Annotated in this window: 13 protein-coding genes; 7 read left to right on the top strand and 6 right to left on the bottom strand. The window is 65.8% G+C overall.

Annotated elements, in window-relative coordinates; genetic code table 11:
* Positions 1-159 precede the first annotated feature (159 nt).
* The 4 genes from V9L18_RS10105 to V9L18_RS10090 are packed head-to-tail and all read left to right on the top strand — an operon-like array spanning position 160 to position 4,445.
* Positions 160-1,656, top strand: coding sequence for a CoA-acylating methylmalonate-semialdehyde dehydrogenase (locus tag V9L18_RS10105; protein ID WP_337347030.1), 1,497 nt, complete (start codon positions 160-162; stop codon positions 1,654-1,656).
* Positions 1,656-2,741, top strand: a complete 1,086-nt coding sequence (locus V9L18_RS10100) for an enoyl-CoA hydratase/isomerase family protein (RefSeq protein ID WP_337347029.1) — start codon at positions 1,656-1,658, stop codon at positions 2,739-2,741. Before V9L18_RS10105 ends, V9L18_RS10100 begins: the two co-directional genes overlap by 1 nt.
* Entirely contained in the window at positions 2,734-3,672 is a 939-nt protein-coding gene (mmsB, locus tag V9L18_RS10095) for a 3-hydroxyisobutyrate dehydrogenase (RefSeq protein WP_337347028.1), read from the top strand. Before V9L18_RS10100 ends, mmsB begins: the two co-directional genes overlap by 8 nt.
* Positions 3,669-4,445, top strand: coding sequence for an enoyl-CoA hydratase (locus V9L18_RS10090; protein WP_337347027.1), 777 nt, complete (start codon positions 3,669-3,671; stop codon positions 4,443-4,445). Before mmsB ends, V9L18_RS10090 begins: the two co-directional genes overlap by 4 nt.
* A gap of 7 nt (positions 4,446-4,452) precedes the next feature.
* On the opposite strand, the gene V9L18_RS10085 is transcribed toward V9L18_RS10090, so the two are convergent.
* Positions 4,453-5,427, bottom strand: coding sequence for an NAD(P)/FAD-dependent oxidoreductase (locus V9L18_RS10085; RefSeq protein ID WP_337347026.1), 975 nt, complete (start codon positions 5,425-5,427; stop codon positions 4,453-4,455).
* A 66-nt stretch (positions 5,428-5,493) separates the two neighbouring features.
* Here V9L18_RS10085 and V9L18_RS10080 point away from each other — a divergent pair, with 66 nt between their 5' ends.
* Both V9L18_RS10080 and V9L18_RS10075 read left to right on the top strand, forming a co-directional pair.
* Positions 5,494-6,075 (top strand): helix-turn-helix domain-containing protein, encoded by a 582-nt coding sequence (locus V9L18_RS10080; protein WP_337347025.1) that lies wholly within the window; start codon positions 5,494-5,496, stop codon positions 6,073-6,075.
* 62 nt (positions 6,076-6,137) lie between these two features.
* Complete coding sequence (locus V9L18_RS10075; protein ID WP_337347123.1) at positions 6,138-6,794, top strand: DedA family protein; 657 nt, start codon at positions 6,138-6,140, stop codon at positions 6,792-6,794.
* Positions 6,795-6,800: 6 nt separating this feature from the next.
* Here the strand turns inward: V9L18_RS10075 and V9L18_RS10070 are convergent, their stop codons facing one another.
* A complete protein-coding gene (locus V9L18_RS10070) occupies positions 6,801-7,307 on the bottom strand; it encodes a MarR family winged helix-turn-helix transcriptional regulator (RefSeq protein WP_337347024.1) in 507 nt (168 codons plus the stop codon).
* 269 nt (positions 7,308-7,576) lie between these two features.
* Here V9L18_RS10070 and V9L18_RS10065 point away from each other — a divergent pair, with 269 nt between their 5' ends.
* Positions 7,577-8,710 carry an acyl-CoA dehydrogenase family protein gene (locus V9L18_RS10065; protein WP_337347122.1) on the top strand — a complete coding sequence of 378 codons (1,134 nt, stop codon included), beginning with the start codon at positions 7,577-7,579 and terminating at the stop codon, positions 8,708-8,710.
* A 63-nt stretch (positions 8,711-8,773) separates the two neighbouring features.
* Here V9L18_RS10065 and V9L18_RS10060 read toward each other — a convergent pair whose 3' ends face one another.
* The 4 genes from V9L18_RS10060 to V9L18_RS10045 form a co-directional block, all read right to left on the bottom strand.
* Positions 8,774-8,977, bottom strand: a complete 204-nt coding sequence (locus tag V9L18_RS10060; RefSeq protein WP_013599688.1) for a cold-shock protein — start codon at positions 8,975-8,977, stop codon at positions 8,774-8,776.
* Positions 8,978-9,136: 159 nt separating this feature from the next.
* Positions 9,137-10,192, bottom strand: coding sequence for a zinc-dependent alcohol dehydrogenase family protein (locus V9L18_RS10055; RefSeq protein WP_337347023.1), 1,056 nt, complete (start codon positions 10,190-10,192; stop codon positions 9,137-9,139).
* 52 nt (positions 10,193-10,244) lie between these two features.
* The gene (locus V9L18_RS10050; RefSeq protein WP_337347022.1) at positions 10,245-10,871 is read right to left on the bottom strand and encodes a response regulator transcription factor; all 627 of its coding nucleotides are present in this window, start codon (positions 10,869-10,871) and stop codon (positions 10,245-10,247) included.
* Positions 10,868-12,097, bottom strand: coding sequence for a sensor histidine kinase (locus tag V9L18_RS10045; protein ID WP_337347021.1), 1,230 nt, complete (start codon positions 12,095-12,097; stop codon positions 10,868-10,870). The genes V9L18_RS10050 and V9L18_RS10045 overlap by 4 nt, the downstream gene beginning before the upstream one ends.
* Between the last annotated feature and the right edge of the window lie 234 nt (positions 12,098-12,331).

Here is a 12,331-nt window from a genome sequence, read left to right as displayed (position 1 = left end):
GTGGCCCACGTGCACGGCAAAGTGCCCCGCGACGGCGGTGCCAGAGCTAATGACAGCGGGGCCGCGCGGCCTCCGGGCGTGCTCTGGAATTTAGTAGGAAGTCCGAGTATATTCGCTTGCAGAGATGACCTGGATCACAATGCGAAGGAGCATTCAGCCATGGTGCGCGAACTTTCCCATTACGTAGCCGGCCGTAGGATCGGCGGGACATCCGGCCGTTACAGCGACGTCTTTGATCCCTGCGAGGGCAAAGTCCAGGCCCGCGTGCCACTGGCCAGCCGGGAGGAAGTGCAGAACGCGGTTGCCGCCGCGGAGAAGGCCCAGCCCGAATGGGGCGCCATGAACCCGCAGCGACGCGGCCGGATCCTGCTGAAGTTCGTGGACCTGGTGAACCAGAACCTGGACGAGCTCGCCACCCTGCTCTCCTCCGAGCACGGCAAGACCCTCGCCGACTCCAAGGGCGACATCCAGCGTGGCATCGAAGTGGTGGAGTTCGCGGCCGGTGCCCCGCACCTGATGAAGGGCGAATTTTCCGAGGCTGGCGGAGACATCGACGTCCACTCGCTTCGCCAGCCCCTGGGCGTCGTCGCGGGCATCACGCCCTTCAACTTCCCGGCCATGATTCCGCTGTGGAAGTCCGGACCGGCCCTCGCCGCCGGGAACGCCTTTATCCTCAAACCCTCCGAACGGGACCCGTCAGTGCCCCTGCGCCTGGCCGAACTGTATTCCGAAGCGGGCGTCCCGGACGGCGTGTTCAACGTCATCAACGGAGACAAGGAAGCCGTTGACGCCCTCCTTGAAGATCCGAGGGTCAAAGCCATCGGCTTTGTGGGCTCCACACCCATCGCCCAGTACATCTACGCCACCGCCGCCGCCCGCGGGAAACGCGCCCAATGCTTCGGCGGGGCCAAGAACCACATGGTGATCATGCCGGACGCCGATCTTGACATGGCCGCCGACGTCGTGATCGGAGCCGGCTACGGCTCGGCCGGCGAACGCTGCATGGCCATTTCCGTGGCCGTGCCGGTGGGGGAGGAAACGGCCAACATGCTGGTGGCTAAACTCCAGGACCGCATCAAGGGGCTCAAAGTAGGCCACAGCTTGGCCAAGGACTCGGACTTCGGCCCGGTCGTGGCGCCGAGCGCCAAGGACAGGATTGAGGGCTACATCCGGTCAGGAGTTGAGGAAGGCGCCACCCTGCTGGCGGACGGACGCGGCCTCACCGTGGAAGGCTACGACGACGGGTTCTGGCTGGGCCCGACGCTCTTTGACCACGTCACCAAGGACATGAAGATCTACCAGGAGGAGATCTTCGGGCCGGTCCTGAGCGTGCTCCGCGCCACCGACTACGACGAAGCGCTGCGCCTGTGCAGCGAGCACGAGTTCGGCAACGGCGTGGCCATCTTTACCCGCGACGGTGATGCCGCGCGGGACTTCGCCAGCCGCGTGGAGGTGGGCATGGTGGGCATCAACGTCCCCATCCCGGTCCCGATCGCGTACTACACCTTCGGCGGCTGGAAGGCCTCCGGCTTCGGCGACCTCAACCAGCACGGCGCCGACGCCTTCCGTTTCTACACCAAGACCAAGACCGTCACCACGCGCTGGCCTTCCGGGATCCGCCAGGGCGCCAGCTTCGTGATGCCGGAAGGAAGCTGATGGCCGGTTTGCCAGGAGCGGAGCAGGGATCCGGTCACGAGGTCCTGTTCGAGAGGCGCGGCCAGCTGGGCGTGGTCACCCTCAACCGCCCTAAGGCCGTCAACGCGCTGAACGCCGGCATGGTGGCCGCCATGCTGGATCAGCTCACCGCCTGGGCGGCCGACGACGGTGTGGCCACCATCCTGGTGCAGGGCGCCGGGGAGCGGGGCCTCTGTGCCGGAGGCGACATCGTCGCCATCTACCGGGACATCCTCGCCGGAGGCACACAGACCGCCGCCTTTTGGCAGGACGAGTACCGCCTGAACTCCCTTATTGCCGGCTACCCGAAGCCCTATGTGGCCTTCATGGACGGGCTGGTGCTCGGTGGCGGTGTGGGGATCTCGGCCCACGGCTCCCTCCGCGTGGTCACCGAGCGGACCCGGACCGGCATGCCCGAGACCACCATTGGATTTGTGCCCGACGTCGGCGGGACGTGGCTGCTGGCGAAGTCACCGGGGGAAGGGGGTACCCATGCCGCGCTGACAGGCGCGCACCTCAGCGGCGCGGATGCCCTGTTTTTGGGCCTGGCGGACCATTATGTCCCCTCGGAGAACCTTTCCGGACTGGCGGTGGCGCTTGAAAGCGAAACCGCGGAAGCCGCCGTCGTACGGTTCAGCCAGGCGGCCCCGCCCTCGGAGCTGGAGGCACAGCGCAGCTGGATCGACCCCTGCTACGCCAGCAACGACGCAGAGGAGATCCTTCGCCGGCTCCGTACCCTGGGCGGGGATACCGGGGGAGAAGCGGCCGCGGCCACCATTGAGGCGAAGTCGCCCACTGCCGTGAAGGTGACTTTGGAGTCCCTCCGCAGGGCCAATGGATTGACGTTGGATGAAGCACTGGCACAGGAATACCGGGTGGGGCTCAGGTGCCTGGCCGGTCCTGACTTCCGCGAGGGGATCCGGGCGCAGGTGGTGGATAAGGACCGCACCCCGCGCTGGAAGCCCGCCACGCTCGCGGAGGTGCGTGCGGCCGACGTCGAACGATTCTTTGCGCCCCTGGGCGACCTTGAGCTCAACCTTCAGCCAAAGGAGACCGACCATGTCTGAGAACCCCACCGTCGCCTTCCTGGGCCTGGGCCACATGGGCGGGCCAATGGCCGTGAACCTGGTCAAGGCCGGCTACGGCGTGGCCGGCTACGATGTGGTGCCCGCAGCGCTGGAGGCTGCGGCAGCCCATGGCGTCCCCACTGTGCCCGGCCCTTTGGACGCAGTGGCCGGAGCCGACGTCGTCCTGACCATGTTCCCCAGTGGCCAGCATGTCCTGGACGCCTACCGCGGCGTGGACGGACGGCCCGGACTGCTGGTGGCAGCCAAGCCGGGAACCCTGTTCCTGGACTGCTCCACCATTAACGTGGACGAGGCGCGGGAAGCCGCCTCGCTCGCCGTCGCCGCCGGCCACCGCTCGGTGGACGCCCCTGTCTCCGGCGGCGTGGTAGGCGCCGAGGCGGGCACGCTGACGTTCATGGTGGGCGGCGAAGCGGAAGATTTCGAAGCCGTGCGGCCGCTGCTTGAGGTTATGGGCAAACGCGTGGTCCACTGTGGCGGACACGGCGGCGGCCAGGCCGCGAAAATCTGCAACAACCTCATCCTCGGGGTCTCCATGATCGCGGTGAGCGAGGCCTTTGTCCTGGGCGAGAAGCTGGGACTCACGCACCAGGCTCTGTTCGACGTCGCCTCCGCGGCGTCAGGACAGTGCTGGGCGCTGACCACCAACTGCCCGGTTCCCGGTCCGGTCCCCACGAGCCCCGCCAACCGCGATTACCAGCCGGGCTTCGCCGGGGCACTGATGGCGAAGGACCTCAAACTTGCACTGAATGCCTTGCAAAGCACGGGCGTGGCGGCCCGGCTGGGTCCACTCGCCTCGGAAATCTACGATACGTTTGCCGCTGAAGGCGGAGCAGGCCGGGACTTCTCCGGGATCATCACGGACATCCGCGACAAGTCCCAGGGAACCCCAAACGACGGGAGTCAGGCATGACGGAATACACGAACATCCTGGTGGAACAGCGGGGCCGGGTAGGCCTGGTCACGCTTAACAGGCCGGAGGCCCTCAACGCCCTGGACAAAGCCACCATGGAGGAGCTCGTGGCAGCAGTCACCGCCATGGACGCAGACCCCGGCATTGGAGCGGTGGTGATCACCGGCTCCGGCAAGGCCTTTGCCGCCGGCGCCGATATCAAGGAAATGGCCGCCCAAGGTTACATGGAGATGTTCGCCGCCGACTGGTTCCGCGGCTGGGAGGACTTCACGCGGCTGCGCATCCCCACTATTGCCGCAGTCTCCGGCTTTGCGCTGGGTGGCGGGTGCGAACTGGCCATGATGTGCGATCTCATCATTGCCGGTGACAACGCCAAGTTTGGCCAGCCGGAGATTAACCTCGGCGTACTGCCGGGCATGGGCGGCTCCCAACGCCTCACCCGCGCCGTGGGCAAGGCGAAGGCCATGGACATGATCCTGACCGGACGCTTCATCGGCGCGGAGGAGGCTGAACGCTGCGGACTCGTCTCACGCGTGGTTCCCGCCGAGAACGTAGTGGAGGAGGCCCTGAAAGCTGCCGAAGTCATTGCGTCCAAATCCAAGCCGGTGGCCATGCTGGCGAAGGAAGCGGTAAACGCCGCCTTTGAAACCGGCCTGGCCCAAGGTGTCCTGTTCGAACGCCGGATCTTCCACTCGCTGTTCGCCAGTGAGGACCAAAAAGAAGGCATGGCCGCCTTTACGGAGAAGCGCCAGCCCGGCTTCAGCCACCGCTGACGGGCAGTTACGGAGCCACCGACAGGCATTCACGGTACGCGGCGACGTCGGCCGCCAGTTCCTCCGCCATGAGGTGGTTGTTGATCACGACGGCGGTCCATGCCCCTGCCGCCGCGGACGCCAGGACCTGGGCGCGCATGTCCGTCACGTTGCCCGCAGCCCACACGCCCGGGACGGCGGTGGCGCCGTCGGCGTCGGTCTCGAGGTAGTCGCCCACCCCCATCGGATGCGGTATCGCTGCCAGGCCCAGGCCGACAAAAGCGTCCAACCTTGCCCGGACCTGGGGTCCAACCACCACGGCGTCAACTCCGACCTCGGGCCCGCCGGCCAGGGCCACACCGCGTAGCTTGTCCTGCTCTATCCGAAGTGATTCGACGGCGCCGGCCACTACTTTGATGCCCCTGGCCGCCAGTTGCTCCAGATCGTCCCCGGCTGGCTCGGTGAGGTCGTTCAGGAAAAGCGTGATGTTGCCGCTCCACTGCCGAAACAGCAGGGCCTGGTGGACGGACCACGGACCGTTGCCCAGGATGCCGATGGCTTGGTCCTGCACCTCCCAGCCGTGGCAGAAGGGGCAGTGCAGCACATCCCTGCCCCAGCGCTCGCGGAGCCCGGGGATCTCCGGAAGTTCGTCCACGAGGCCGGTGGTAATCAGGAGGCGCCGGCCGCGGATCACCCTGCCATCGGCCAAGGTCACGTCGAAACCGTCTTCAGTGCTGCCCGCTGCCGCCACGGCTTGGTCCTGGAAGATGCGGACGCCGTAGTGCTCGGCTTCGGCACGTCCGATCTTCAGGAGTTCGGCCGGGCTGGCGCCGTCGCGGGACAGGAACCCGTGGACACCCTGGGCAGGGGCGTTACGGGGTTCACCGCCGTCGACCACAGCCACTGAGCGGCGTGAGCGGCCCAGCATCTGTGCGGCACTCAGGCCCGCCGCCCCGCCACCGATGATCAGGACGTCGTAGGCAGTGTCATTTTCTGTGCTCATGCCTCAATGCTCTGCGGTGGGCGAAAGAACTGGCAAGGGAATTTGCTGGAATGGCAAACTGGAGGCATGGAAGACCAATTGGACGATGTCCTTGCGGCCGTGGGTCCGCGGCTCAGGGCGCTCCGCCTCAGCAGCAACACCACGCTGGCAGTGCTCGCCGAAGCCACCGGGATTTCGGTCAGTACGCTGTCCAGGCTGGAATCAGGGCAGCGCCGCCCCAACCTTGAGCTGCTCCTGCCGCTGGCCAAAGCGCATCGTGTGCCGCTGGATGAGTTGGTGGGTGCTCCGGCCACCGGGGATCCGCGGCTGCACCTGCGCCCGATCGTCCGCCGGGGCATGACTATTATTCCGCTGACGAGGCGGCCCGGCGGTATCCAAGCCTACAAGCACATCCTGCCGGCCGGCCAGACGGAGGCGCCGAATCCCCAGGTCCACGAGGGGTACGAATGGTTGTATGTGCTCAACGGCAGGCTCAGGATGGTACTGGGCGGCCAGGACCTCGTGATGGAACCTGGCGAAGCAGCTGAATTCGATACCCGTGTTCCGCACTGGTTTGGCCGGGCGGATACGGGGGCGGTGGAGTTCCTCAGCCTTTTCGGAACCCAAGGGGAGCGCATGCACGTGAGGGCCCGGCCCGGTTCCTCCTAGACTCGTAGGAGGCGGGGATCCCCGCTTGGACAGATGGCTGCGCAGTGGAATGGGGAATTGGCATGTGGGGAACGGGCGTCGCCGACTCTGGCTCGACGGACAACCTGGGCGGCCTCGTGGGGTTCGCGGCGCGGGGGATCGAAACCCTTGGCGAATGGGGAGTGGGGCTCTTCACGCTCGCCGAAACAGTCCTTCCGCCCATTCCCAGTGAGGTCATCCTCCCGCTGGCCGGGTATCTTGCCAAACTGGGGTCCCTCAACCTGGTCCTTGTGTTCATCACCAGCACGCTGGGTGCCTACCTGGGTGCGCTTCTGCTGTACTGGCTCGGAGCCAAGCTGGGTCTTGAGCGGTCCATCCGGGGCCTGTCGAAGCTCCCGCTCGTGGACCGGGAGGATTTCGAGAACGCAGCGGTGTGGTTCCGCCGGCACGGCAGGTCGTCGATCTTCTTCGGCCGGCTGCTCCCAGGAATACGGAGCCTCATTTCCCTGCCAGCCGGAGCCTCCAACATGCGCCTGGCCACATTCAGCCTCTACACGCTTGCCGGGACCGGGCTGTGGAACGGTGCCCTGATAGGACTCGGCTACGCGCTGGGCACGCAGTACCAGGTGATCGAGCAGTATTCGCGCTTCCTCAACTACGCCGTGTACGCCACGCTGGGCCTGACGGCGGCGTGGCTGGTGACCAGGAGTGTCCGGCGCAGCAAGGCTGCCAAACGCTAGGGCCCGTCAGTCCGTGAAATCCCCGGCGTTCCGACGGAAGCTGCCCAGGATCCGGATGAGCTGGTCCAGGTCCTCCTGGGCGAATCCCGACTGGCCGAACACTTCGGTGTTGAGCACCGCCGTCGCGCTTTTTGCCACGGTGCGGCCTTCCGCGGTGAGCTCGATCAGTGTGGTCCTGCCGTCCGTGGGATGCGGCGAGCGGGCTACCAGCCCGGCGCTTTCAAGGCGGTCGACGGCGTTGGTCACCGAGGTGGGATGGACCTGGAGCAAGGCGCTTGCCTTGTTCATGGGCAGCGCCCCGCTGCGGGCGAAGCTCAGCAGGGCCAACAGTTCATAGCGTGCAAAAGTCAGGCCGAACGGTTTCAGGGCGCCTTCGATCCGGGCCAGCAGGATCTGCTGGGTCCGCATGATGGCCGTGATGGCTGCCATGGGCGCGGCGACATCGGCCCAGCCGTGTTCCTCCCAGTTGCGCTGGGCATCGGCGATGGGATCGCGCGGCAACGGGGCGATCATCCTTCAGCCTTTCGCCGGATGCGGTGACCGGCGTCGGAATGGCAGGCCAGCGCGTGCTGCGTGGAAGTCGACGGTGACTGTCATGGCGGCCCTTTCGTCAAGTGATGCGCATCACTGATATCCAACTCTGTGCAATATACTAGGACATCCAAGGGTTCGGAAGAGCGAAGGGACGTTAGCCCGTGCCGCCACAACGACGTGATGAAGGCGTTTTGGCCGCCCCGGTGGCGGCATCCACGGCCAAGCTGCCATTTCCGGACGCGGACCTGATGTACATCGTGGACCTGCTCCCCGAGGCGGAGAAGGAACGCTACCTGGAAATCAGGGAGTTCCTCCAGGGCTCGGTGCGGCAGGCTTCCATCGAGTATTGGAACCGTGAGGAATTCCCGTTTGGCCTCCTTGCGGAGATGGGCAAGCGGGGCCTGGGCGGGCTGCAGACGGACGGCAGTTCCAAGCTGTTCAAGGGCCTGATGTATGTCGAAGTGGCCCGGGCAGATGTTTCCCTGTCGGCGCTCGTGGGCATCCACAACGAGCTCATCGTGGGGATGATCCACGAACTCGGCTCCGAGGAACAGAAGGACCGCTGGCTTCCGGGCCTGACGTCCTTTTCCCAGCTCGGGGCCTTTGCCCTGACCGAGCCGGATCACGGCTCGGACATTGCCGGCGGCCTGGCGACTTCTGCACGCCTGGAGGGTGACGAATGGGTCATTAACGGCGCGAAACGCTGGATAGGGGCGGGAACCATTGCCGACTTCGCGCTGGTCTGGGCCCGCGACGACGCCGACGGGCAGATCAAGGGCTTCATCGTGGAGACGGACCGGCCCGGGTACTCGGCCACCAAGATCTCCAATAAAATCGGCCTGCGGATCATGCAGAACGCGGACATCGTCCTGGAGAACGTGCACATTCCGCAGTCCAATCTGCTGCCGGGCGCCACCGATTTCTCGAAAGCCAACGACCTCCTGCGGGATTCACGAGCCTGGGTGGGCTGGCAAGGTGCCGGCATCCAGTTGGCGACCTTCGACGTCGCCCGTTCCTACTCGCTGGTTCGGAAGCAGTTTGGCAAGGAACTGGCACGCTTCCAGCTGATCCAGCAACAACTGGCCGAAATCCTGGGCAACGCCTCCGCTGCGCTGGCCCTGATGGCACAGCTGGCCCGGATCCAGGAGGACGGCAAACTGGAAATGGTGCAGGCCGCCATGGCCAAGTCCACCTGTACCCGGCTGGCGCGCGCGTCGGTGGCCATGGGCCGCTCCATCCTGGGCGGCAACGGGATCAGCACGGATTTCGAGATGGGAAAGCTCTTCGGCGACGCTGAAATCCTCTATACCTACGAGGGCAGCTACGAAATCAACTCGCTGATTGTGGGCCGCGGTGTAACAGGAATGTCAGCCTTCGTTTAGCTGCACACGCGAAAACTCCCCCGTCAGTGCCCGAAAGCACCGAGGGGGAGTTCTCTTCAGACGTTACAGCGGGCGGATGTTCTCTGCCTGCGGGCCCTTGGGACCCTGGGTCACATCGAATTCGACTTTCTGGTTCTCATCCAGGGAGCGGTAGCCGCTGCTGGCAATTGCCGAGTAGTGCGCGAAAACGTCAGCGGATCCGTCATCCGGAGCGATGAAGCCAAAGCCTTTTTCGGCGTTGAACCATTTAACTGTGCCTGTTGCCATTGCTATTGCTACTTCCTTTGTAACCCTTTTCTGGTCCTGCTCCAACGGCAGGCAGAGACGGAGATTATCCCCCGCTGTTTCCAACCTAGGGGGCGGAGGGTGGGCGTGCAATAGCTGGAGTCATCAACTATTTAAGCTGTAACCTGCCGGAAACTGACGTTAAGGTCTCAGCAGCACCTTGATGGCCCGGCGTTCATCCATCGCTTTGTATGCTTCGGCCGCGTCCTCAAGCGGCATTTCGACGTCGAACACCCGGCCGGGGTTGATGCGTCCGGCCAGTACGTCCTCGAGCAATTCGGGGATATAGGTCCGCGCGGGCGCCATGCCGCCGGACACTGTGATGTTCTTGTCGAAGAGGTAGCGCAGCGGAATCTCGGCGCCGCCCGTGGGCACTCCCACAAAGCCCAAGGCGCCGCCGGGCCGGACCGAGTGCAGCGCCTGTTCCATGGATTCCTTGGTCCCCACACACTCAAGGACGGAGTCCGCGAGCACACCGCCCAGCAGTTCACGGACCTTCGCCACGCCGTCATCCCCGCGTTCTTCCACTATGTCCGTGGCGCCGAATTCGCGGGCGATGGCCTGCCTGTCCGCATGGCGGGACATGGCGATGATCCGCTCGGCGCCCAGCCGCCTGGCAGCCAGCACGCCACAAAGTCCCACGGCGCCGTCGCCCACCACCACAACGGTCCGGCCGGGGGAGACCTGGGCGGAGAGCGCTGCGTGGTGGCCCGTGGCCATCACGTCGGACAGGGTGAGCAGGTTCTTCCGGAGGGCGTCGTCAGGCTCTCCGGCCAGCGGCACCTTGACCAGGGTGGATTCGGCCAGGGGCACCCGGACGGCCTCGCCCTGGCCGCCGTCGATCTGTACTCCGGAGTCGTCCCGGCCACCCCAACCTGCCAGCCGGGCGCAGGCGACGGTCACGCCGTTGAGGCACTGAGGGCATTCACCGCAGCTGACCACAAACGGGGCGATGACAAAATCGCCTGCCTTCAGCGCTGTGACGTCGTCGCCGGTGTTCTCCACGACGCCGATGAACTCGTGGCCTATGGCCGAAGGACGGCGCGTGGGCTTGACGCCGCGGTAGGGCCACAGGTCCGAGCCGCAGACGCACGACGCCACCACTTTGACCACCACATCCGTGGGCAGTTGGACCGTTGGATAGTCGCGGTCTTCCACCCTGATATCACCGGGGCCGTGGATGATGGTGGCGCGCATGACTGCTCCTGTCGGGCATGGACAACGGGGATACCGAGTCTATCCCTGCGTGCTAGCGCATACCCTCCCGGCGGATGGCCGTCGCGATCGCCGCGGCACGGGTCTCCACCCCGAGCTTGGCGTAAATGTGAGCCAGATGCGTCTTGACGGTGGCCTCGGAGATGAAGAGCCGTTGACCCAGCTCCCGGTTGCTGAGCCCCTGGGTCAGGAGGCTGAGCAGTTCCGCTTCCCGGGGCGTCAGGACCTCGTCGGGATTCCTCAGTTGCTGGAAGAGCCTCGAGGCCACAGGCGCACTCATCACGCTTTTTCCCTGGACCGCACCGCGGAGGGCCGCAAAGATTTCGTCCGGCGCGGCGTCCTTGAGGAGGTAGCCCATGGCGCCGGCATCCACCGCCCGGACAATGTCGGCGTCCGAGTCGTAGGTGGTAAACACCAGGATGGGTTGCCTGCTGTTCCGCTGCCGCAACTGCCTGATGGCCTCGATCCCGTCTATTCCGGCCCCCATGGCAAGGTCCATTACCACCACCGCAGGTGCATGCAGGTCCACCAGCTCCAGGGCCTCCTCGCCGGAAGCTGCCTCGGCCACCACGTCAAAGTCAGGCTGCGTGCCCAGCAAGGCCTTCAGGCCGCTCCGGACCACTAAGTGGTCGTCCACCAGGAGGACGGTGATGGCACTCATGCGTCGTTCCGATCTGTCCTCTGCGGCAGGCGGGCCGGCACTTGTGCAGCCACGATGGTCCCCTCGCCGGGTGAACTTTCCACTGAGAATACGCCGCCCAACTGCTCCACCCGCTGGCGCATCGCCCTCAGGCCGTAACCGCCGGCATCCGACGGCGGTGCTGCCGCCGACGGGTCGAAGCCCGTTCCGTCGTCGTAAATGTCCAGGGTGACGGAATCGGGAAGGAATCCGAGGGTCAACGATGTGGTGGCCGCGTCTGCGTGCTGCTGGATGTTCGCGGCGGCGCTCTGGACCACTCGCAGCAGGGTGTGCCGCACTTCTGCCGGAACGTCCCTCGGTTCGCCGGTGACCAGGAGTCGGGCGTGCGGGACGTACTGGGTGGCGGCTTGGTGGAGGGCCTCGGGCAGCGGCGCCGCGTCAAGTCCCGGGGACGCGAGCTCGTGGACCAGGCTGCGTGTCTCGGAGAGGTTTCGGCGCAGCAGGTCAGTGGCCTGGTTAAGGTCTCGCCGTGATTCCTGGCCGGGCCACGCACGGTCAGCGGCCTCCAAGAGCAGGAGGCTGCTGGCAAGGCCCTGTGTCACGGTGTCGTGGATCTCGCGCGAGACTCGCTCGCGTTCGGCGATGGTTCCGGCCCGGCGCTCGCTGGCCGCCAGCTCTCCCTGCACGAGCGAAACCTCGGTATGAAGGCGGCGCTGCTGCGCGGCGTCGTGCTCGATCCGGTCGTAGATCAGCGTGAGCATTACGCCCACAGCCACTGGCCCCAGCAGCATCGCAAGATCCGTGCCGTCGCTGAGCCGGAAGAGCCCGACGGCGGTGGCGGCCGCCGTCGCGCCGGCCGCCACATAGCCCACGGCACCCGTGAAGGCCGTCCGGCACAGGAAGAAGATCGCGAATGAGCACCACGCAAAGCTCGGGGCGGCGATGACCAGGACTGCCCACACGCCCACCAGCACCAGCATCCATACCGCCCACGGGCGTCTCTGCCGGGCCAGCACGGCAATGACGGCGTAGAGGGCGCAGACCGCGCCCGCGAGTCCGAGGACCAGGAGATTGTCCTGCATGCTGTGCCGCATGGCATAGCGGACGGCGGACGCCACCAGGAGTACCGCGAAGCCGAGGTGGACGGCGGTGTCGATCCGACCGAGCCGGCCAGGCTCCGCCTCAGGTCCGGCAGGCAGGCCGGGGCCGGTGGTCAAGGTTTCACGGGGAGCATCTGGGGAAGGCATAGGGTCCGGTTCGGGTCAGGAGGGAGTTCCTATCCCATGCTATTGCCCGCGCCGTTGCTGGTCTCTCAACCTTTTGGCTGATGCTGCTGGCCTTCCGGGGGACCGGGGACCAGCCAAAGGCCCGATGCTTGTTCCGGCGTGGCTGGACAGGATGGATATGAGGCAACAGGCCCGCGGCCCAAGCCAAGGTCCGGATCGAGCCACGCCAGCCGAGATTTCATCTAAACCCAAGGA

This window comes from Pseudarthrobacter sp. CCNWLW217 (assembly GCF_037203985.1).
GTDB lineage: Bacteria > Actinomycetota > Actinomycetes > Actinomycetales > Micrococcaceae > Arthrobacter.
The sequence above is the reverse complement of the archived record's forward strand: the minus strand, read 5'-3'. Positions and strand labels throughout refer to the sequence as shown.